Source organism: Pseudomonas sp. FSL W5-0299 (genome assembly GCF_005930655.1).
Classification (GTDB): domain Bacteria; phylum Pseudomonadota; class Gammaproteobacteria; order Pseudomonadales; family Pseudomonadaceae; genus Aquipseudomonas; species Aquipseudomonas mandelii.
Window position 1 is genome coordinate 43,330 of the sequence record NZ_RXHX01000037.1, and the last position, 19,991, is coordinate 63,320.

General features: G+C 56.3%; 14 protein-coding genes and 2 pseudogenes. 8 read left to right on the plus strand and 8 right to left on the minus strand.

Translation table 11 applies throughout. The features are described from left to right. Nucleotides 1-412: 412 nt before the first annotated feature. From FHL16_RS28505 to FHL16_RS28520, 4 genes are all read left to right on the plus strand, one after another. Entirely contained in the window at nucleotides 413-2,797 is a 2,385-nt protein-coding gene (locus FHL16_RS28505; protein WP_077749953.1) for a hybrid sensor histidine kinase/response regulator, read from the plus strand. Between the two features lie 73 nt (nucleotides 2,798-2,870). Beyond that, the gene (locus tag FHL16_RS28510) at nucleotides 2,871-4,520 is read left to right on the plus strand and encodes an acyl-CoA dehydrogenase family protein (RefSeq protein WP_077749954.1); all 1,650 of its coding nucleotides are present in this window, start codon (nucleotides 2,871-2,873) and stop codon (nucleotides 4,518-4,520) included. Nucleotides 4,521-4,700: 180 nt separating this feature from the next. After that, on the plus strand, nucleotides 4,701-6,200 hold the full coding sequence (gene amn, locus FHL16_RS28515; protein WP_169858286.1) for an AMP nucleosidase: 1,500 nt from the start codon (nucleotides 4,701-4,703) through the stop codon (nucleotides 6,198-6,200). Between the two features lie 70 nt (nucleotides 6,201-6,270). Beyond that, nucleotides 6,271-6,912 carry a pseudouridine synthase gene (locus FHL16_RS28520; protein ID WP_010467391.1) on the plus strand — a complete coding sequence of 214 codons (642 nt, stop codon included), beginning with the start codon at nucleotides 6,271-6,273 and terminating at the stop codon, nucleotides 6,910-6,912. On the opposite strand, the gene FHL16_RS28525 is transcribed toward FHL16_RS28520, so the two are convergent. Together FHL16_RS28525 and FHL16_RS28530 are read right to left on the minus strand one after the other, a co-directional pair. After that, nucleotides 6,907-7,116 carry a DUF2788 domain-containing protein gene (locus FHL16_RS28525; protein ID WP_010467392.1) on the minus strand — a complete coding sequence of 70 codons (210 nt, stop codon included), beginning with the start codon at nucleotides 7,114-7,116 and terminating at the stop codon, nucleotides 6,907-6,909. The two genes, FHL16_RS28520 and FHL16_RS28525, sit on opposite strands and share 6 nt — an antisense overlap. 194 nt (nucleotides 7,117-7,310) lie before the next feature. Further along, nucleotides 7,311-7,790 carry an Lrp/AsnC family transcriptional regulator gene (locus tag FHL16_RS28530; protein ID WP_007894448.1) on the minus strand — a complete coding sequence of 160 codons (480 nt, stop codon included), beginning with the start codon at nucleotides 7,788-7,790 and terminating at the stop codon, nucleotides 7,311-7,313. 435 nt (nucleotides 7,791-8,225) lie between these two features. Here FHL16_RS28530 and FHL16_RS28535 point away from each other — a divergent pair, with 435 nt between their 5' ends. Continuing rightward, nucleotides 8,226-9,242 carry a DUF6515 family protein gene (locus FHL16_RS28535; protein WP_077749955.1) on the plus strand — a complete coding sequence of 339 codons (1,017 nt, stop codon included), beginning with the start codon at nucleotides 8,226-8,228 and terminating at the stop codon, nucleotides 9,240-9,242. Here FHL16_RS28535 and FHL16_RS28540 read toward each other — a convergent pair. Together FHL16_RS28540 and FHL16_RS28545 are read right to left on the minus strand one after the other, a co-directional pair. Next, nucleotides 9,227-10,132, minus strand: a complete 906-nt coding sequence (locus FHL16_RS28540; RefSeq protein WP_010467394.1) for a cation diffusion facilitator family transporter — start codon at nucleotides 10,130-10,132, stop codon at nucleotides 9,227-9,229. The two genes, FHL16_RS28535 and FHL16_RS28540, sit on opposite strands and share 16 nt — an antisense overlap. A 29-nt stretch (nucleotides 10,133-10,161) precedes the next feature. Next, nucleotides 10,162-10,581 carry a hypothetical protein gene (locus tag FHL16_RS28545; protein ID WP_010467395.1) on the minus strand — a complete coding sequence of 140 codons (420 nt, stop codon included), beginning with the start codon at nucleotides 10,579-10,581 and terminating at the stop codon, nucleotides 10,162-10,164. Nucleotides 10,582-10,690: 109 nt separating this feature from the next. On the opposite strand from FHL16_RS28545, the pseudogene FHL16_RS28550 reads away from it, so the two are divergent. Next, nucleotides 10,691-11,071: pseudogene (locus tag FHL16_RS28550) on the plus strand (DEAD/DEAH box helicase); the annotation flags it as partial. Nucleotides 11,072-11,275: 204 nt separating this feature from the next. Here the strand turns inward: FHL16_RS28550 and FHL16_RS28555 are convergent. The 4 genes from FHL16_RS28555 to FHL16_RS28570 form a co-directional block, all read right to left on the minus strand. Next, complete coding sequence (locus FHL16_RS28555; protein ID WP_033037430.1) at nucleotides 11,276-13,405, minus strand: ATP-binding protein; 2,130 nt, start codon at nucleotides 13,403-13,405, stop codon at nucleotides 11,276-11,278. 2 nt (nucleotides 13,406-13,407) lie between these two features. Then, nucleotides 13,408-13,851: a hypothetical protein gene (locus FHL16_RS28560; protein WP_017340967.1), complete on the minus strand. Its 444-nt coding sequence runs from the start codon at nucleotides 13,849-13,851 to the stop codon at nucleotides 13,408-13,410. Between the two features lie 3 nt (nucleotides 13,852-13,854). Beyond that, nucleotides 13,855-14,769, minus strand: a complete 915-nt coding sequence (locus FHL16_RS28565) for a hypothetical protein (protein ID WP_017340966.1) — start codon at nucleotides 14,767-14,769, stop codon at nucleotides 13,855-13,857. A gap of 480 nt (nucleotides 14,770-15,249) precedes the next feature. Continuing rightward, on the minus strand, nucleotides 15,250-16,428 hold the full coding sequence (locus FHL16_RS28570) for an RES family NAD+ phosphorylase (protein WP_017340965.1): 1,179 nt from the start codon (nucleotides 16,426-16,428) through the stop codon (nucleotides 15,250-15,252). Nucleotides 16,429-16,655: 227 nt separating this feature from the next. On the opposite strand from FHL16_RS28570, the gene hrpB reads away from it, so the two are divergent. Together hrpB and FHL16_RS28580 are read left to right on the plus strand one after the other, a co-directional pair. Next, the gene (gene hrpB / locus FHL16_RS28575; RefSeq protein WP_017340964.1) at nucleotides 16,656-19,178 is read left to right on the plus strand and encodes an ATP-dependent helicase HrpB; all 2,523 of its coding nucleotides are present in this window, start codon (nucleotides 16,656-16,658) and stop codon (nucleotides 19,176-19,178) included. A 515-nt stretch (nucleotides 19,179-19,693) separates the two neighbouring features. Next, nucleotides 19,694-19,991, plus strand: a pseudogene (locus tag FHL16_RS28580) (hypothetical protein); the annotation flags it as partial.

A 19,991-nucleotide genomic window follows, 5' to 3' on the forward strand; every position in this document is an offset into this window, starting at 1 on the left:
GCGAGCTTACCACCAAACATCGATTTTCGGGTGCAGTGGTCGCCAGGTCTGCCGATACATTGTGGTGAGAGGGCTGGCCCCGTTCCGCTGCGAAGCCGTGGTGAATCTGGCGACGCAATGTTACCGACCGAATGCAAAGGGTGGGGCGCTGCGCACCTCCATGAGAGCAAGCTCCCTCGCCTCAGGTGTTGCATATAGCCATAAGCTGACCGTATAAACAGATTTTCCTGAAGTGTGCCGCTGGAACGCCCGTACTAGAGCCATTGCAGGAAAAATTTCAATGGTGCTCAATGGCCATCAGCGGCTATGCTAGAGTGGATCCAAACCAATAACAGGTAATACCGGTTTTACGTCTACTCAAAGGGAATGAGGGGCTTCCTGAGATAACCGGACAGGCCACGCTGGGGCTTAAATGCGCTATTTGCTGATGTTGCTGTTGTGCTTGCCCCTCATGGCGAGCGCCGTCGAATTCGATGAATTCACCCAGAGCCTTCCCCTGGGCCGAACCCTGCAGGTCTACGAAGACGCGGGCGGTCAGGCGACTATCGCCGATGTCCGTGCGCAAGCCGCGGCCGGTAACTTCAAGCCCCACGATAAAGCCACCCTCAACGCCGGTTACTCGCGTTCGGTGTTCTGGCTGAAAATCGATCTGCATTACCGTCCGTCGAACCCGGCGGCGCAACGGACCTGGCTGCTGGAACTGGCCTATCCGCCCCTCGATCACCTCGATCTCTACTTGCCCGATGCTGGCGGTGACTTTCGATTGGCCCGGCAAACAGGCGATGCGTTGCCGTTTGCCAGTCGCGAGTTCCGCCAGAACAACTACCTGTTCGATCTCGATTTCCTGCCTGACCAGGCGCAAACGGTGTACTTGCGCCTGCAAAGCGAAGGGTCGATCCAGGCACCCGTCACCTTGTGGTCGAGCACCGCTTACCTCGAAGAACAGCCGGTCCGCCTTTATGTGCTGGGGCTGATTTATGGCGTGTTGTTGGGGATGCTGGTCTACAACCTGTTCATCTACCTCAGCGTGCGCGACACCAGCTATCTCTATTACATCTTCTACATCGCTTCCTTCGGCCTGTATCAACTGTCAGTGAACGGCGCAGCCGTGGAGTATTTCTGGCCGGACAATCCGTGGTGGGCCAACGCCGCGACGCCATTCTTCATCGGTTGTGCTGGACTGTTCGGCAGCCAGTTCGCCCGCAGCTTCTTGCAGACGGCCAACCACAGTCGCTGGCTCGACCGTTTACTGTTGGCGCTGGTGGCGTTCAGTGCGCTCGTGGTCGGGTTGTCGTTGATGACCAGCTACGCCCTGGCCTTGCGCCTGGCAACAGCCTTGGCGTTGGTTTTCACCGTGGCGATTTTCATCGCCGGGCTATGCGCCTGGCTGGGTGGCTTGCGGGTGGCCCGATATTTCATCATTGCCTGGTCGGCCTTCCTGCTCGGCGGCATCGTCAACACCCTCATGGTGTTGGGATACCTGCCGAACGTGTTCCTGACCATGTATTCCAGCCAGATCGGTTCGGCCATCGAAGTGGCGCTGCTGTCCCTCGCCTTGGCCGACCGCATCAACGCCATGCGCGAGCAGCAAGCGCAGACGCTGTTCGATGCCGGTCAGAAACTCGAGGTGCTGAACCAGCAACTGGCCCACAGTAACAAGCTCAAGGATGAATTCCTCGCCACCCTGACCCACGAATTGCGCACGCCCATGAACGGTGTGATCGGTTCGCTGGAGTTGATGCAAACCGTCGATATGGACCCGGAACTGGAGCAATACCAGCAAACCGCCGCCGGCTCCGCACGGGACATGATGCGCATGGTCAACGGCATCCTGACCCTCACCGAGTTGCAGGCCGGCAAGCTTAAAGTCATCCCGGCAACGTTCAGTCTGCGTGGCGTGGTCGACACCTTGCGCACCCAATTCGAGGGCAATGCTTCAGGCAAGTCTCTGGACTTCAAAGTCGAAGTGATGCCGGGCCTGCCGGATCGCTTGAACGGTGACAGCGCCAAGTTGGCGCAATGCCTGGAATGCCTGCTGGATAACGCCATCAAATTCACCCGGGTCGGCGGGCTGGCCCTGCGCGTGACGGGCAAACCGGTGGAAAACGGCCGGGTGTCGCTGTCGTTTGCGGTGATCGACACCGGTATCGGTTTTACCGATCTGGGAGAGGCGAAGCTGTATCAGCGCTTCTTCCAGCTCGACGGCTCGATGACCCGTGAATACGGCGGCCTGGGCGTAGGCCTGGCGATCTGTCGGCAACTGGTCGAATTGCTCGGCGGACGCCTGACCCATCGATCCGAGCCCGGCAGCGGCAGCCGTTTCCAGTTGGACGTCGAGTTCGAACTGCCTGTGGTCGAGCGGCCGGCAGTGCCCTTGATGACCCGCGAGTTTCCGCGTCTTCGATTGCCACAGGACTGCACGGTGCTGCTGGTGGATGACAACAGCATCAATCAATTGGTGATGCGTGGCATGTTGCTCAAGCTCGGTTTCCGGGTGCGCGCCACCGACAGCGGCGCTGCCGCGCTCGACCTCTTGCAGCGTGAAAGCTTCGATGCTGTCCTGCTCGATGGTCAGTTGCCGACGCTGGATGGCACCGCCTTTTGCTGCCAGATCCGCGGCTTGCCGGGCTGTGCCGACTTGCCGGTGTTCGTGATTGCCGTGAGCGCCGACCGGGAGCGCTGCCCGACGGGAGCCTTGATCGATCACCTGAGCAAACCGGTGAAATTCGAGGATCTGCAAGCGGCGCTCTATCGCCGGGTACTCTGTTCGGGGCAAGGCGAAAGCGCCGACATTTAGGCGGGTATGACACTTTGTTCGGCCAAGAGGCGGTGCTTAACTGAATCCCTTGGCTGACCAAAGGAGCCCCGTCATGAACCTGCATCAGTTCGCCGAAACCCACGAAGTCACCAATCAGCCCCCGTCGCTGGACGGCGCCAACCTCTATCGCATCGACCTGCCTTTGCAAGAATGGTCTCGGCGTTTCGGGGCGGGTTGGGCCGAGTCGCGGATCGACGCTTATGGTGCATTGGCCGGCGGGCCGCTGATGGAAGCAGGATTCCTGGCCAATCAGAACAAACCGGTGTTCGTCAGTCATGACCGATACGGGCATCGCATCGACCTGGTGGAATTTCACCCGGCGTATCACCAGTTGATGCGCACGGCGGTCGAGCACGGCTTGACCTCATTACCTTGGGCACATCCGCAACCTGGCGCCCATGTGGCTCGCGCATCGATGACGTACCTGCACAGCCAGGCCGAAGCCGGCAGCGGTTGCCCGTTGACCATGACCTTCGCCAGCGTCCCGGCGATGCGCCTGCAACCGGACCTGGCCAAGCAATGGCTGCCGAAAATCCTCTCGACCGAATACGACCCGCGCAATGTCGGCATGGCCCACAAGGCCGGTGTCACCATCGGCATGGCGATGACCGAGAAACAGGGCGGCACCGACGTGCGGGCCAACACCACCAAGGCGTACCCGGTCGGCGCTAGTGGCCCGGGCCAGGCTTATGAGTTGGTGGGGCACAAGTGGTTCTGTTCCGCGCCGATGTGCGATGCCTTCCTGACGTTGGCGCAGACGGACAAGGGCTTGACCTGTTTCCTGCTGCCACGCCATCGCCCGGACGACACGCGCAATCAGTTCTACATCCAGCGCCTGAAGAACAAACTCGGCAATTGCTCCAATGCCTCCAGCGAAGTGGAGTTTCGTGGCGCGCTGGCGTGGATGGTCGGTGAAGAAGGGCGCGGTGTTCCGACCATCATTGAGATGGTGGCGATGACTCGCTTCGATTGCATGGTCGGTTCCAGCTCGCTGATGCGTCAGGCGCTGACCCAGGCCAGCCATCACTGCGCACATCGCATGGTCGGCGGCAAGTTGCTCAGCGAACAGCCGTTGATGCAAAACGTACTCGCTGATCTGGCGCTGGAAAGCGAAGCGGCCCTGGCCTTGAGCCTGCGCATGGGCAAGGCGCTGGATCATCTGGATGACAGCCACGAAGCCAAATTCGCCCGGTTGGTAACGGCGGTGGGCAAGTACTGGATCTGCAAGCGCGCCCCGGCAATGATCAACGAAGCCGCCGAATGCATGGGCGGTGCGGGCTATGTCGAGGAAAGCATCCTCCCGCGCCTCTACCGTGAGGCACCGGTCAATTCGACGTGGGAAGGTTCCGGCAACGTGCAGTGCCTGGACGTGCTGCGGGCGCTATCGAAGGAGCCAGGTGTGCTTGATGTGTTGTTCAGCGAGTTGGGTGATGGTCACGGTGATAAGCGCCTGGCTGCGCACATCAGCCAGTTGCAGACGGCGTTCAAGGACACCAGCGACATTCAATACCGTGCGCGGCAGCTCACTGAAGACATTGCGCTGGGGCTTCAGGCCAAACTGTTGCTGGAAGCCGGCAACTCGGCAGTCAGCGATGCGTTCATCGCCAGTCGCCTCGGCTCGGCCGGTCGGGTGTATGGCGCGTTGCCGCGTGGGCTGGATGTTGAGGCGATCGTCGCCCGCTCGACTCCGCAGGGTTTTTGACCACGATGGCATGAACCACACAGAACCCCTGTAGGAGTGAGCCTGCTCGCGATAGCGTTGGCACATCCAACATCTATGTGACTGACAAGCCGTTATCGCGAGCAGGCTCACTCCTACAGGGGCTATCAGTGACATATAGCCAACACGCCACTGTTCCCGTGAAGCGACGATGCAGGCAAGATGAAGCTCTGCAAGTCAGAACACAGGATGCTGATCGTGACCGAAGCTTTTATTGTCGTTCAAACCGCCGAGCAAGCCGTGGACCGGCTTGCGCTCTTGCACAATCGTGCAACCACCGCGCTGAACCAGGCGCTCAAGCGTTATCTCAAGGACCGAGTCGAACCGGACGCTGAGCAGCGTGCGATGTTTCGTTATCCCGAACTGCGTCTGACCTACCACTGCCAGGGCGAAGTCCCACAGACCACCCGCGCTTACGCCAAGGTTCAGCTGCCTGGAACCTACAGTGTCACCGTCACCCATCCGGCGGCGTTCCGTAAATACCTGCTGGAACAACTCGTGCCGTTGATGCACGACTTCACCGTGACCGTCGAAGTCGGCATCAGCCAGCAAAACATTCCTTATCCTTACGTGGTCGAGCAGGGCGATGAACTGGCCGGCTCCGGCGTCACCGCTGCCGTGCTGGCGCGGGTGTTCCCGAGCACCGACTTGTCCGCCGCGACCGACGGCATTGCCGATGGCTTGTACGACTGGGAGAACACCGATCCGCTGCCACTGGCCCTGTTCGATGCCGCGCGGGTGGATTTTTCCCTGCGTCGACTGGTGCATTACACCGGCAGCGACTGGCGTCATGTGCAGCCGTGGATTCTGCTGACCAACTACCACCGGTACGTTGACCAATTCATCGTCCATGGTTTGGAGCAGTTGCGCAGTGACCCGCGTTTCGTGCGCATGGTATTGCCCGGCAACGTGATCATCGAAAAGAGCATGGACCACGGCGAAGCCTCGGCGATTGCTGCGGGCGTGGTGTGGCACCGCTATCAGATGCCGGCCTATCACCTGATTGCCAGCGATGGCCATGGCGTGACCCTGGTGAACATCGGCGTCGGCCCGTCCAACGCCAAGAACATCACCGACCATTTGGCGGTGCTGCGTCCACATTGCTGGTTGATGATCGGTCACTGCGGCGGCTTGCGTCAGTCGCAGACCATTGGCGACTACGTGCTGGCGCACGCTTACATGCGTCGTGACGGGATTCTCGACCGGGTGGTGCCGCCGAACATTCCGATCCCGGCCCTGGCCGAAGTGCAGATGGCCTTGCAGCAAGCGGCCGCCAACATTACCGGCGAAAAGGGCGACGAGCTGAAAAAGCGCCTGCGCACCGGCACCGTGTTGACCTACGACGACCGTAACTGGGAATTGCGCTGGGCCCAGGAGCGTCCGCTGATCAACTTGTCCCGCGCCGTGGCGGTGGACATGGAAAGCGGCACCATCGCCGCCCAAGGCTATCGCCTGCGGGTGCCCTATGGCACGTTGCTCTGTGTGTCGGACAAACCGCTGCACAGCGAAATCAAGCTGCCGGGTTCGGCCAACGCCTTCTATGAGCGCGCGGTCAGCCAGCACTTGAAGATCGGCATCGAGGCGGTGGATCTGTTGCGCACCGAACTCAACTCGTTGCACTCGCGCAAACTGCGCAGCTTCGACGAGCCGCCGTTCCGCTGATTCGTGATGGTCATTTGACGGTCAGGGCACTAGCATTGGCAGCCCTGACCGTTAGATGCTCCTCTTTCCCATGTCCCGTCCACAACGTCCCGTTTCTCGCCGCCCTGGCGCGAAGCCTGCGCCATCCTCCCCAGCCCCGCGCCGTGTCGCCAAAGCGCCGCCGGCCGAGCCGAAGCTGATCCTGTTCAACAAACCCTTCGATGTGCTGACCCAGTTCAGTGACGAAGGAGGGCGGGCGACGCTCAAGGATTACATCGAGATTCCGGGGATCTATCCGGCAGGACGGCTGGACCGCGACAGCGAAGGATTACTGCTGCTGACCAACGATGGCCAGCTGCAAGCGCGAATCGCTGACCCGAAACACAAATTGGCCAAGACCTATTGGGTGCAGGTGGAGGGTGAGCCGAGCGCTGAGCAGTTGCAGCGTTTGCGTGACGGCGTCGAACTGAATGACGGCATGACCTTGCCGGCCGAGGCGCGGCAATTGGAGGAGCCCGAGCTGTGGCCACGCAACCCGCCGGTGCGCTTTCGCAAAAGCGTGCCGACCAGTTGGCTGGAGTTGGTGATTCGCGAGGGGCGCAACCGTCAGGTGCGGCGCATGACAGCGGCCGTCGGCTTGCCGACGTTGCGCCTGGTACGGGTCAGAATCGGCGACTGGACAATCGAAGGACTCGATCAGGGCCAGTGGAAGGAAGTGCCGGCGCGCTTATAACGTGCCGGTTTCGATCAGGCCGATGACCACGCTTTTGATCACGAACGCAGCCACGCCCAGACCCAGTACGAAGAACAGAATGAACGAGCCAAAACGTCCGGCCTTGGATTTTTTCGCCAGATCCCAGACGATGAAACCCATGAAAATGATCAGGACGCTGACCAGTCCGGTCATCATCCACTCTTCGAGTACGGCAGGATCCATTGAATATCTCCAGCGCGGGCGGGGCTAAAAGGCGCTGGAGTATACGGCATGGGGACGGGCTGGAGGATTGACCTGCGGCAGTGTGTCGCAGTCATTCGTCGCCTGTGCCGGCCTTATCGCGAGCAGTCTCCTACAAGGGGTCTTCGGTGTTCGGGAGATCCACTGTAGGAGTGAGCCTGCTCGCGATGGGGACATCAGCTGCGCAGATGAGTTAACGGCAGCTCGGTACTATTGAGCACCTGATTCAACACAAAACTCGAACGAACGCTGGTCACCCCTTCAATCCGGGTCAAATGCCCCAGCAGCAGTTTCTGGTAGTGATCCATGTCCGGCACCACAACCTTGAGTTGATAATCTGCATCCATCCCCGTCACCAAGCTGCATTCCAGCACCTGGGGCAACGTTCGAATCGCGGCTTCAAAGTTCTCGAAACGCTCCGGCGTATGGCGGTCCATGCCGATCAGCACGTAAGCCGTGAGGCTCAAGCCGAGCATCTTGCGGTCCAGCAGCGCCACCTGGCGGGTGATGTAGCCGTCGTCTTCCAGTTGCTTGACCCGGCGCGAGCAAGGCGAAGGCGACAGGCCGATGCGTTCGGCCAGCTCCTGGTTGGAGATGCGCGCGTCACGCTGCAATTCCGCCAAAATGCTCAAGTCGTATCGGTCGAGTTTGCTCATCAATCAGGCCTTTGTCATAACTATTGCGGCAGATTATCTATCCAGGGTTAAAAATTGCGCAAGTGATGTTTAATTGAGCAATCTTCGCAATCCTCTGCCGGCACTCGCGGCCTATTCTTATCACCAGAATCACTGCTCGGACAAACAGTCCACAGCCGCTCGCCGAATCAGGCCGGCGGCGGCCGCCACCCCCACAGGGGATGTGCCGGCCTCCGAGCTACACACTGTCCAGAAGACGGCGTGAGGTGAGCCGACGTCATAAGCGTCGAGCACGGACGAAGTTCTCTAAGGGAGGCCGACGGGTCTCCCTTTTCTTTTGCCTGGAATTTGAGAGCGGCCCTCAATAAATAAGTTGCGCGACTGATAACCTGTTGCAGAACCGCCCTGTACTTTCCCAGTCTTACGTACAGGCCCTAACCCGCAGTGAGGAAAAGCATGAAGTCGCGCATCTGGCGTTTGGCCGGTGTTGGTTTGCTGTGTGTGAGTGTCACTGCGCAATCGCTGGCCGATGATCAGCAAAACCGTGGTCCCGATGGCGGGCAACGTGGATCGGACGGCCATCAGGGCATCAATCAGGGGCATGGCGGCAATAATCAGCCGCGCCCGCAGGACAACGACATCATTCGTGGCGACAACAGCCGCCAGTTCGAGCACAACGGCCAGACTCAGAACAATGGCCAATGGCAGAACCGTCCGCAGCCCGACTACAACAATCCTGTTCGCTCACCGCCACCACCCCCGCAGCTCCCGGCCAATGACCTGCCGATCCAGGGTCGCCCCGACGCGGTGCGCCAGACCCAGCAGCCACAGCGTGGTTACTATCAGGACAATCCACAGCGCAACAATTACAACCAGCAATGGCAGAACAACGGTCCGCGTCCCGATGATCGTCGTTGGGCGGGTCGTCCGGATGGGCACGGTAATGGCTGGGGCCCCGGCCCGCAATATCGCCCGGGTCATGTGATCGACCGCTTCCCGGACCGTGACTACCGCGTGCCTTACGGTGGTCGGGATTATTTCTATTCCGGCGGCTATTGGTATCGCCCACAAGGCCCGCGTTATGTGGTGGTTCAACCGCCTCGCGGGATTCGAGTCAGCTACTTGCCCGATTACGCGCGTGAGGTGTGGATCGGTGGGGCGCTGCTGTTCCTGGCGGCCGGTTCGTATTACGCCTATCAGGAAAACACTCAGGACTACGTGGTGGTCGAGCCGCCGGTGCAAATGCAGCCGCAGCCGGTCAGCAACAGCTACGACGTGGAGGCCTATCCGGCCAACGGCCAGTCGCCGGAGCAGGTCAACCAGGACGGTTACGAGTGTTATCAATACGCGGTGCAGCAAAGTGGCTTCAATCCGCGGACGGCCACCTACCAGCCAGACCCGTCGGTGGTGCAAGCCTACCGCCAGGCTCAAGGTAACTGCCTGAGCAGTCGCGGCTATCAGGTTTCTTTCTGAGTCTTTGCCGCCAGTACCACTTCCTGCGGGTCGGCGTGCACCAGCACTTCGGCTCGCGGGTAAGCGGCGTGAATCGCATCGGCGGCCTGATCGCTGATGCCATGGGCGACTGACAGGGTCAGGTCCCCCGGTAATTCCAGATGCAACTGCACGAACCACTGGTTGCCGGAAATCCGCGTGCGCAGGTCATGCGCGCCCAGCACCCCCGGAACGCCGCAGGCCAGCTCAAGCATGTGCTGGCTCACCTCCGGCGGCAGTTCCTCATCCATCAGCACCGTAAAACTTTCCTTGGCGATCTGAATCGCGCTCCAGAAGATGTACGCAGCGATTGCCAGGCCGAACCAGGGGTCGACCTGATGCCAGCCAAACCCGGCCAACACCAGCGCCAGCAGAATGCTGCCATTGAGCAGTAAGTCCGAGCGGTAGTGCAGGGAGTCGGCGCGCACCGCGTTGGAGCCGGTGGCCTTGACCACCCGATGTTGCAACATCAGCAACGCCACGGTCAGCGCCAGGGAGAACACAATCACGCCGATGCTGATCCACGGCGCGCCCACCGGTTCCGGATGTTTCAGCCGCTCGATCGCCTGCAAAGAAATCAGCACCGCACTGCCGCCAATGAACAACGCTTGAGCCATGCCCGCCAGCGACTCGGCCTTGCCGTGCCCGTAACGGTGATCGTCATCGGCCGGGCGCAACGCGTAATGCACCGCCAGCAGATTGAGCAGGGAGGTGACGCCGTCGAGCGCCGAGTCGGTCAACCCGGCGAGCATGCTCACCGAACCGCTCAACCACCAGGCGATGGCTTTGGCGACGATCAGCGTACACGCCACCGCCACCGAGGCACGAGTCGCCAGCCGCAGCAGGCGGGCGTGTTCGGAGCTGGAAATCATAGGGGCGGCTATTCCTTTACGTGCACGGATTACGCGGCGGGTTGCAGGCCTAACAGGGCCAGTTGCTGGGTGCTGCCTTTGTGTTGAATCAGGCGTGGGTCATCCAGCGGGAAGCTGCGGCCCAACTCGGTTTCGAGAATAGTCTGCAACTTATGGTTATCAACTTTGCCGTCGGCGCCGATCGCTTCCTTGAGTTTTTCCGGGGCCACCTGTGCGGTCTCACCGGGCGCGTAGTAAATCGCGCCAGTGGCGAAGTCCACGGCGAACGCGATCAGGCCGGGGATGATGTAGAACAGCAGGCCCACGGCATCGAGCGCGGCGATGGCCGGGTCGATCTTGCCGTCAATCTGACCACGACGGTCAGGGTAGAAAATCGATCCGCAAGCGGTCACCTGGGTCAGCAACGTCGCGACCAATACACCGCCAATCAAGCGAAAGGGAACACGCATATGAAATCTCCTGGATAATTTCAAAACGAAAGGACGCCTGTATGAATTAGGACCGTCATTAACGCCGAGCAGTTCGCCGTTATACTCGCCGCTCTGTTTTGGAGCCAGCATGATTTCTTTGCCGATTGATGAAGTTTTACCCGCCCTGCGTGAAGCCTTGGCTACACGTCACGAAGCCGTGCTCGAAGCACCGCCCGGCGCCGGTAAAACCACCCGTGTTCCGCTGGCCTTGCTCAACGAGCCGTGGCTGGCCGGGCAGACCATTCTGATGCTTGAGCCGCGCCGTTTGGCGGCGCGGGCGGCGGCGGAGCGCTTGGCCAGTGAGCTGGGCGAGAAGGTCGGTGAAACCGTTGGCTACCGGATCCGGCTGGACAGCAAAGTCGGCCCCAAGACCCGTATTGAAGTGGTCACTGAAGGCATTCTCACCCGACGTTTGCAGGATGACCCGGCACTCGACGGCGTTGGCCTGCTGATTTTCGACGAATTCCACGTTTTGCCATTTACATCAAAATAACCTGGAATTTTGTCAAATCTGAGGTCTGCCCCCCCCTATCATCCAGATCCGTAGCCCAATGCTCCTGGCACCCTCTTCCCTTTTCTTGTGACACCCTATGCAGTTACAGTTGCGCCTTCCCATGGGGAGTGAGGAGGCGTGGTTGATACCTCGCCCCACCAAACCCATCCTCCCAAAACCTCAGATACCCAGACCATCAGTAACGGGAGAAATAGACTTGTCTCCGAGCTGTATAAGCTTGAACTGGACGTTGGAAGTTGCCTCTTTGTAAGTCGCTTCGCTGTCATCAAAAGAGGCTGCCACGATGCTCTGTAGCCCCGTCTCCGATGAAAGCAATTGGAACAGCGCCTGTTGGCTTTTGGTGGCCATCGAATGCTGTCCAGGCTCGTCCAGCAGCAGTATTCCTAGGTGATTACCGTTGACTGTTGTGTGAGCAGATGTCTGATAGATGGAGAGCAAATAGCTCCATATGAGCCGCACAAAGTCACTAGCACTGGACTCCCGAGCGATATTGCCTTTCCCTTTGGGCGCGTCATCACTTCTGGCAACCGCTGGAGTAGTTGAGGCTACAGATGCAGACGACGTTACACTCCGCTCGTTGATCTCTCTGAGCTCGATCTTGGCCAAGTACGGCAGCAGGTTTTCCTTATTGAACTCGATGTCCTCGATCGCCGCGCTGTGGTAATCGAAGGCACTAATATTGGCGCGAAACATTTTTTCGAACAGCCGATATTTGGCGAAGTCGGAGTCTGAGTAATGGGTGCGAGGCATCTGCGCGCGGCTTTTCTGGTTCTCGTGGAATCGGTTTGCTAGCTGTTCGAAGGCGTCCAGTACCTGATCCGAGTACGCTTCGAATTTGAACAGCTCTTCGAGCTCCATCTCGATCTGCAGTTGCAGTCTGATGCCTGATTTTGATACGGAGGAGTTGGAGGTCAGATCTGAGCGCAAAGCTCTCAGTGCAGACTTGGTGGCTGCAATGTTTTTAGCCAACTGATCTTTAAGTGCCTCAGCTTCCTTGATCGACTGATCGATACCGCCTCGCTCGCGTTCGAGCATTCTGAGTTGAGCGCTCAGATAGTCAATGTTGGTGCCGATGTCCATGTGAGGTGTGCTCTCATGCAGATCGACAAGAGAGTGTCCTATTGCTTGATGGCATGCAGGGCAAGAGTTTTCTGCGGTGGACAAACTGAGCGAAGCGCCGAACTTGATGAGCTTCTGTGCGGCCTGGTTTTTAGTCAACTCGTCTCGGGCTTGCTTTGTGTTTAACCTATTGCTGGTAGTGTTTACACGCAGCAATGCAAGGTTGCCTAAACAGGTCTCGTAAGCGACCGTGAAGCGTTCGAGTTCGCTGGTGTGTTTGTCTATGGATTGTGTTAATTCTTGGGTTGGCGCTTCACCCTGTTGGGTCAATTTCATTCCGATGATTTCATGCTCGCTGACCTTGCGTGCTCGATACTCCGATATGCTTTCAGTTATGCCTTCAGTCGTTTTGTGGAAGTCAACAAGTTCGGCCTTAAAGTCGGGATTTGGGTTTTTTGAAATATTGGAGAACTGTAAGCCTTGCTTTAGTGTTTCGGTGACAAGCGTTCGATAAGAAATTTGCCATTCTTCGTGGATCGACTTTGCCTCTTGATCCAGGATGTCACGCTTTGCATCTGTTTCGAAGACGTCAGTGCCTACAAGGAAGTCGACAATTTTAATCCGTGCATCTCGTATCCCAAAGTAGGGCAGGTTGGCGATGTAGTCAGTCCACCCACGTTTTTGCTCTACCATCATTGCAGCAAAAACGTACTGCAAATAAAGCTTTTCGGGTTTTCCATTGGTTTTAGGTACTAATGGCAGCGTCAAGCCTAGGAATTTTTCGAAGTAGGTGTAAAAGCCTTCCTCAATTTTCGCGCTGCCACCATCATGAAGAAACTTGTAGAGAGTGGGAGCGGTCTGTCTCTCAGTCAGGCCTGAGCATTCCTGTATTTGTATCAGCTTTGTGCTAAGTCCTTCTTCTTTGACACTTCGAGTGGCAGTAATTGTTTTGCCTTTGTTCTCAATTTCAATTGTTACTTTGGATGAGCGGATAGCATGTTTGATGTTCTCGTGCTCAAGGTGATCTTTTAGGGCGTAAGTCAGCGCATTTTCATTCTGAGCGCCTAGTAATTCTTCCATGCCGATAGCATACATTATCGCATGTACAATTGTACTTTTGCCGGCGGAATTACGGCCCCTAATAATGTTAAGGTTTCGACTAAAAGTAGTGAAAAATCCAAACGGGCCGCTGGTTGTCTGGATATCAATCTTGATCGCCTTGATGTACATAATTATTCCCATCCCTTGGAAACGGAATCTACCATGTCTTCCGTAATTTTTTTTCCGATTGATTTTAGGGCGGCTTTTTCCTCACTGAGTACACTTTCGTCAGCGAGTATCAGGTTCACGTAGGCTTTTCCTTTGGGGCTGAGCTCAAAGCCGTTCGTTGTGGGTGTAATCAGGGAATCCTTGAATGCAAGGTTCAATGCAATTGCCATGGCCGGATCAAAACCCCAAATGGGGAGGTGCAGTTGACCGTGTTCTGCTCCAATTGCAAGACCCTTTATACGTTCGGGAGTCTTGAGCGCCCAGTTTAAAAGGTGGATTTTTGGAAGGCTGCCTTTTGCACCACGGCACGACAGATGAAGTATAAGAAGTGCTTGTGATATTTTGTATAGTGGGCGAAGTTCTGAAAGAACGGGGATGGGCCGCCTTGTGAATTTAAGCTGAGCCATAGTTTACTCGTTGAAGTCCAGTTCACAGATCGCAAGCCAACGAGCAATGGTTCTTCGCACCACCTCGCTTGCCGTAGACTTGTCAATGTTCAGATTGCGGTCGGTGACCAAAAAATCCATCAGTCTGGTCTTTACCAGTTCTGTTAGCTGCTCAGGTGTTGCGTCTGACGTGAGTCCCCATTCTTGAACTTCTAACTCGAAGGCGTTTACGATGCGAGCAATATTTACATAAGTCTGAGGCGAACGGTCGTACAGCGACTGAAAGTAAGTATCGTGATCTAGAAAAGATTTTGTGGTGAGAGCTACCAAGCTTTCCACCTGTCTGGCAGGTTTTCCGGGCATCCGTAAACTACATTTTCTGGCCAGGTTTTCGTCAAATGGCTCAAGAGTCTTGCTCACTTTCGGTAACGATTCTGTTGGCGAGCCCAGGCATGGAGGTAAGCCTGCTGATATTCTCAGTGTGTTGAACTCCTGCACGTAGAATTCATGATCGTGCAGTAGGATGGTGAAATTTTTGTCTAAATGCGGTAAATCCCAGGCCCTTACTTCTGCTTGCTTGGTCTGAGCATAAGAGAGCAATTTGTTTCTGTTGATTTCAGGCGTGACGAAACACCAAGTTGAAATTTTGGTGTTGCCGAGAATTTTCTGCAATTCTGCGGTGTTTTTCTTTAGTTTACCGAGATCTTTATTGATTTTGTCTCTCTGGTTTTCATATAGCTCATCTTGATGGTACTGCTTTTCAGGGCAGTAACATTGAAAGGCATAACCAGTACGCTTAGTAAAGCCTTCGATGCCATAATCACCCGGAGACGGGGGAACTTGCTGATATCCATCTGCTCCGTGCTTGAATTTGAACACAAGCTGACATTCTGCTTCCCAGGTTATGCCTGTATATTTACCGAGTGGTGTCGTAATCAATGCATGCCTGCCTTTTTGAAACTCGTCAGGAGGCGATGCTGATCGTTACCCTCCGAAAGTACCCTGATGCGGGGCATCAGTCGCCTGCTTTCATCCAGTAGCCTTGGATTCACTTGGAAATTAGCAAAAGGCCATTAGCAGGTCTAGCTGATACTGACATATTTAGCGAGCAGTAATTTGAGGGCTGTGTTTATGTACAGTTCTTCATGGGCGTGCCTCATTAAAAGTGCCATTTCGCGAATTGTATTTCTCCACAGCTGAGCTTAGAAGGCGGCAGCGTGCGTCGGAAAGGGAACGACTAATTCGGCATTGAATGAGCGTGGGATTTAAAGCCAAAAACGACAGTTTTCACTAGGCTCAGTCTCTCCAATTTGCAAATTGGGCCTTGATTGAAGCTGGCTGCTAGATCGCCGAAACTCTTAAAATTGCGACGGCTTTTGTCCGAGGGTGTAACTAGGCTGCACGGTACCGTGCACTGACTCATTCTGCTATTTGCAGTGTCACGGAATCGCTGCTTATCACCAGATCGAATGCCGGACGGCTGTAAGCTGATCGCACGCGCTCGGCATTGTCTTTAGCGAACAGCGCGTAGTTGACCCCGCCGGGATGCTGCACAGAGCGAAAACTGATGCCATCAAACTGATGCGGCGCGTAGCAACGAATGTATTCGGCAAAGGCTTGAGTCATCACGTAGCCGGTTTCAGGGCGTTCGATAGGCTGAGCAATCTCGTCGTGCAGATACCTCAACAGCTGTCGGTGGTTGCTGCGCTGTTCATAGTCAGGGCTAAACAAGCTTAATGGCGCATGCTTCAGTCGATGACTCAGCGCATTGAGATCAAAGACCCTCAGCGGTGTAGTGGACACAAACTCTCCCACCACGACCATGTCTCCCTGATTGGGTAACACCTCACGAACGCAAGTAGTGGTGTCCTGTGACACGTACATCCATGAAAAGCCTGCGGCGCTCATCCGATTGTTTTTTGCGCGATCCAGTGGCGGTGCACCCAACTCTGCCAGAGGGTTGCTTTTGAAATGCTGAACCTCAGTTGGATTGGCTGCGATTCGAGCACGATAAAGCTTGGTACCTGAAAGTAGCGTTTTGATAACCGCTGGTGTTCCAGGGCTGCACGGTTTTTCTGCACTCAAAGCCTCGTGAAGGAGTGACTCAAAGAACTTGCGTGCCTTGTCGCTGAAGAACCGGCGTTCATGGCTCAGTTCATAAGCAATGTCGTGCCAGTCACCGACAATCCACCAGCGCTCATGTTCTGCATCGTCAAAGGGATTGCGCTTCACGCAATACACCTGACCTTTCCAGTAGAAGTCGTCTTCATGCGCGCGGGGGCTGACCATTTTATGCGCAATGGCTTTGCAGGCGAGTAAGTTGTCGCATCGAATGGCCCTACTCACCACCTCTGCCAGCGACATCTCATAATCATCGTAGAGCCCAGCGTCGACAGAAAAGTGTGTCGGTAGGTGCTTGCGTATGAAACGCGCAATGCGTGCGGGAGTAACAGCTTGCCGAGTTGAGCAATTGCACGCGGTACAGGTGACCTCGAACTCGGGCAGTGATTTGAATCCCTTGAGCATAGGATCCCCTATGCATTCGAGGCAAATGAACATCGTGTTGCCATCGTCAGTATCGAAAGGGATTTGTTCCATAGGATCGTTCACTAGAAAACGCTGTCGTCACTATCAAGGCTGAAATTTACTGGCTTGGGAGATAGAAACGCAGTTCATGAAAGGGAGGGGCAAGGAGAATGTTATCCGCCCCGAAATGTTAGTTCATATACCTGCTGCACTCTTCGGCGCAAGTCATGATCGCTGGCTCACCCATGCATCGTATTCCCTGACCACCTTATACTGACTCCCTACAGTTCGGAGTCCACATGAGTACTTTGCCAATCGATGCTGCCCTACCGGCCCTTTTGAACGCTTTGAATGATCGTAATGAGGTCGTTCTGCAAGCGCCTCCTGGAGCAGGTAAAACCACGCGAGTGCCCCTTGCTCTCCTTGGTGAGGCATGGCTGAAAGAGCAGACAATCGTGATGCTAGAACCACGACGTCTCGCTGCCCGTGCAGCAGCGGAACGTATGGCGAGTGAGCTTGGTGAAAGAGTTGGTGAGACCGTAGGCTACCGCATCCGCCTGGACAGCAAAGTAGGGCCGAAAACGCGTATCGAGGTCGTGACCGAAGGGATTCTTGCTCGCAGGTTACAAGAGGATCCGTCACTTGAAAGCGTGGGTCTGGTTATCTTCGACGAGTTTCATCTTCGCAATCTTGATGCGGATTTGGCCTTGGCACTGACGCTCAATTGCCGCGAGATGCTGCGAGACGATGTCCCCCTTAAGGTGTTGCTAATGTCCGCAACGCTGGAGGGAGAGCGACTCTCTCGATTGCTCGACGATGCCCCTATCGTCACCAGTGAAGGCCGTATGTACGCGGTTACGACGATCTGGGGAGCTCCTTATCAATCAGGCGATTATCTTGATCAGCGTGTAGTCTCAACATGCTTGGATGCTTTGGAGGAACAAGGTGGAAGTCTCTTGGTGTTTCTACCTGGGCAGGCCGAAATACGACGAGTACACCAGTCTCTGAAAGATCGCTTGGGAGATCGAGAAGACGTTTTGCTGTGTCCTTTGCATGGAGAGCTCGAGCTAACTGCACAACGAGCTGCGATTGATCCACCTCCTGCAGGGAAGCGAAAGGTTGTGCTGGCTACCAACATCGCTGAGACCAGCGTGACTATCGAGGGTGTTCGAGTAGTTATCGACTCGGGACTCGAACGTGTGCCTCGATTCGACCCGCGTAGCGGGATGACCAGATTGGACACGCAGCGGATATCGAAAGCGAGCGCGACTCAACGAGCGGGACGTGCGGGTCGTCTTGAACCTGGTGTTTGTTATCGGCTTTGGTCGGAGGCTCAGCACGATCAACTGCCAGCCTACGGTACTCCTGAATTACAGCAGGCTGACCTCGCTGGACTAGCTCTGCAACTATCCAGATGGGGTGTCCTTCCTCCTGATCTGAAATGGTTGGATGTTCCGCCTGCAGCTGCCTATTCCCAAGCCTGTGACCTACTCGTTCGCTTGGGGGCTCTGGGTGAGGATCGGAAGCTTACAAAGCATGGACAAGCTATGGCGGAATTGCCGGCGCATCCGCGCATAGCCCACCTGCTTCTCCGAGGTCATGCTTTGGGCCTTGGACAGCTTGCATGTGATATTGCCGCGCTACTGGGGGAACGTGATATTCAGCGTGGTGCCGGTGCAGATATCCACAATCGTCTTGCAATTGTCTCTGGAGAGCAGCGTGCCGAGCGTTCCGAGCAAGGCAGTGCGCAACGTGCTAGGCAGCTTGCCAAGCAATACCGTTCTTATCTGCGCCACCCCATTGCCAACCCGGTCATAGATCCTGAACATCCACGGTGGGTGGGAGCTCTATTGGCTCTCGCATACCCCGACCGTGTCGCTCAACAACGTCGCGCTGGTGGTGCTGAGTACCGTCTCGCCAACGGCCGTGCAGCCATGTTTACCGAAAGCGATGTGCTGATGAAGCATTCTTGGTTGGTGATCGCTGATCTGGGTAGTCGCCAAGGCCAACGTGAAGAGCGCATTTATTTGGCGGCGGACTTCGATGAACAGCTGTTCAACTCCGTTCTAAAGGAGCAAGTCCGTCAGGTGGATGAGCTGGACTGGGATGAGCGAGAAGGTGTGCTTCGAGCGGAGCGGCAGCTGAAGGTCGGGGAGTTGGTACTTTCCTCTGCCCCTATGGCAAACCTTGATGACGAAGCTCGCGCCCAGGCGTTGATCAATTACATCCGGCGCAAGGGAATTGAACTCTTGCCTTGGACTCCAGAGTTGCGCCAGTGGCAAGCGCGTGTAGCGCTTCTACGGGATCTGGATTTGGAGAAGGGGAGCACAAGTGATTGGCCAGATCTTCGTGACCAAGTACTTCTGGAGTCTCTAGGGGAGTGGCTTACCCCCTACATCACAAAGGTAACCAGGCTCAGCCACTTTGGGCAGATCGATCTTCCATCAATTCTGCGCACCCTCTTGCCGTGGCCGTTGCCGCAGCAACTTGAGGCACAGGCACCTCAGATGATTGGGGTGCCTTCTGGATCGAACGTTCGAATCGACTACAGCGAGCGGCCTCCCGTATTGGCTGTGAGACTCCAAGAGTTGTTTGGCCTTGCAGACACACCGCGCATTGCCAACGGACGTCAGGTACTCAAGCTCCATTTGTTATCGCCAGCGCGGCGCCCTGTGCAAGTTACCCAGGATTTAGCAAATTTCTGGAAGTCGACGTACGACGAGGTGAAGAAAGACCTGAAGGGGAGGTACCCCAAGCATTTTTGGCCTGACGACCCCTTGATCGCGGAAGCCACTGCTAGGGCTAAGCCGCGAGGAACCTAGGCTCACCGGCTGTAGTCGCTTGAAACCCTGAGTGTTGGATTTAATGAGCGATTGAATCAGCCGGCACCTACGAAGCCATGGATGAACAGCAGAGTATGGTGCGGATGAGGTCAACAACAGTATGACGAAGGTGCGCGAGGTAGCAGAGGAAAGCTCGCGGCAGAGTCTGTCGCTGCAGGCGTCGACATTGGAACTGAAGCATGTCAGCGGTGCGCTCAATGTAGCGGTCGGGAATTTTCAGACTTGAGTTAGGGGCGTTGCCGTTTGTGTTCGAACTGACCACTCATTTGCATCGACCGGTTGAATCCACAGCCAAAAGGGGTCAGTCGGATGTGTCTACGAAACCAGGGGCGATTCAGACAGTCGGTGCTTAAGATGACTTGTTTAGTCGGAAGATCGGTAAATGTTTTTACCGCGCTCTTTAATATTGAGCGAATCCTCAGTCCCAGCTAAGTATTGGGGCGTATCTTCCCCTCAGCGCAAGTTCAGCGCTGTTCAGGAGAGGTAACCCGCACATGAATCCCGCTAAAGCCGGATGGCTTAACAAAGTCCCCGAAGTGACACTGGCCTTCTGGGTGATCAAGATTCTATCGACCACCGTGGGGGAAACCGGCGCCGACTTCCTGGCCGTGGACGCGGGGTTCGGCGCAGGCTGGACCAGCATCGGCATGGCGCTGCTGCTGGGGGGCGCGCTGTTTCTGCAAATGCGTAAAACGGCGTATTCGCCTTGGATCTACTGGTTGACCGTGGTGCTGGTGAGCATCGTCGGCACGCAGATCACCGACATTATGACCGACATGCTCGATATCAGCC

Excerpts from the sequence above, each read along its gene's own strand:
- FHL16_RS28505 (WP_077749953.1), top strand. The coding sequence starts at position 413 with ATGCGCTATTTGCTGATGTTGCTGTTGTGCTTGCCCCTCATGGCGAGC.
- FHL16_RS28510 (WP_077749954.1), top strand. The coding sequence starts at position 2,871 with ATGAACCTGCATCAGTTCGCCGAAACCCACGAAGTCACCAATCAGCCC.
- amn (WP_169858286.1), top strand. The coding sequence starts at position 4,701 with ATGAAGCTCTGCAAGTCAGAACACAGGATGCTGATCGTGACCGAAGCT.
- FHL16_RS28520 (WP_010467391.1), top strand. The coding sequence starts at position 6,271 with ATGTCCCGTCCACAACGTCCCGTTTCTCGCCGCCCTGGCGCGAAGCCT.
- FHL16_RS28525 (WP_010467392.1), bottom strand. The coding sequence starts at position 7,116 with ATGGATCCTGCCGTACTCGAAGAGTGGATGATGACCGGACTGGTCAGC.
- FHL16_RS28530 (WP_007894448.1), bottom strand. The coding sequence starts at position 7,790 with ATGAGCAAACTCGACCGATACGACTTGAGCATTTTGGCGGAATTGCAG.
- FHL16_RS28535 (WP_077749955.1), top strand. The coding sequence starts at position 8,226 with ATGAAGTCGCGCATCTGGCGTTTGGCCGGTGTTGGTTTGCTGTGTGTG.
- FHL16_RS28540 (WP_010467394.1), bottom strand. The coding sequence starts at position 10,132 with ATGATTTCCAGCTCCGAACACGCCCGCCTGCTGCGGCTGGCGACTCGT.
- FHL16_RS28545 (WP_010467395.1), bottom strand. The coding sequence starts at position 10,581 with ATGCGTGTTCCCTTTCGCTTGATTGGCGGTGTATTGGTCGCGACGTTG.
- FHL16_RS28555 (WP_033037430.1), bottom strand. The coding sequence starts at position 13,405 with ATGTACATCAAGGCGATCAAGATTGATATCCAGACAACCAGCGGCCCG.
- FHL16_RS28560 (WP_017340967.1), bottom strand. The coding sequence starts at position 13,851 with ATGGCTCAGCTTAAATTCACAAGGCGGCCCATCCCCGTTCTTTCAGAA.
- FHL16_RS28570 (WP_017340965.1), bottom strand. The coding sequence starts at position 16,428 with ATGGAACAAATCCCTTTCGATACTGACGATGGCAACACGATGTTCATT.
- hrpB (WP_017340964.1), top strand. The coding sequence starts at position 16,656 with ATGAGTACTTTGCCAATCGATGCTGCCCTACCGGCCCTTTTGAACGCT.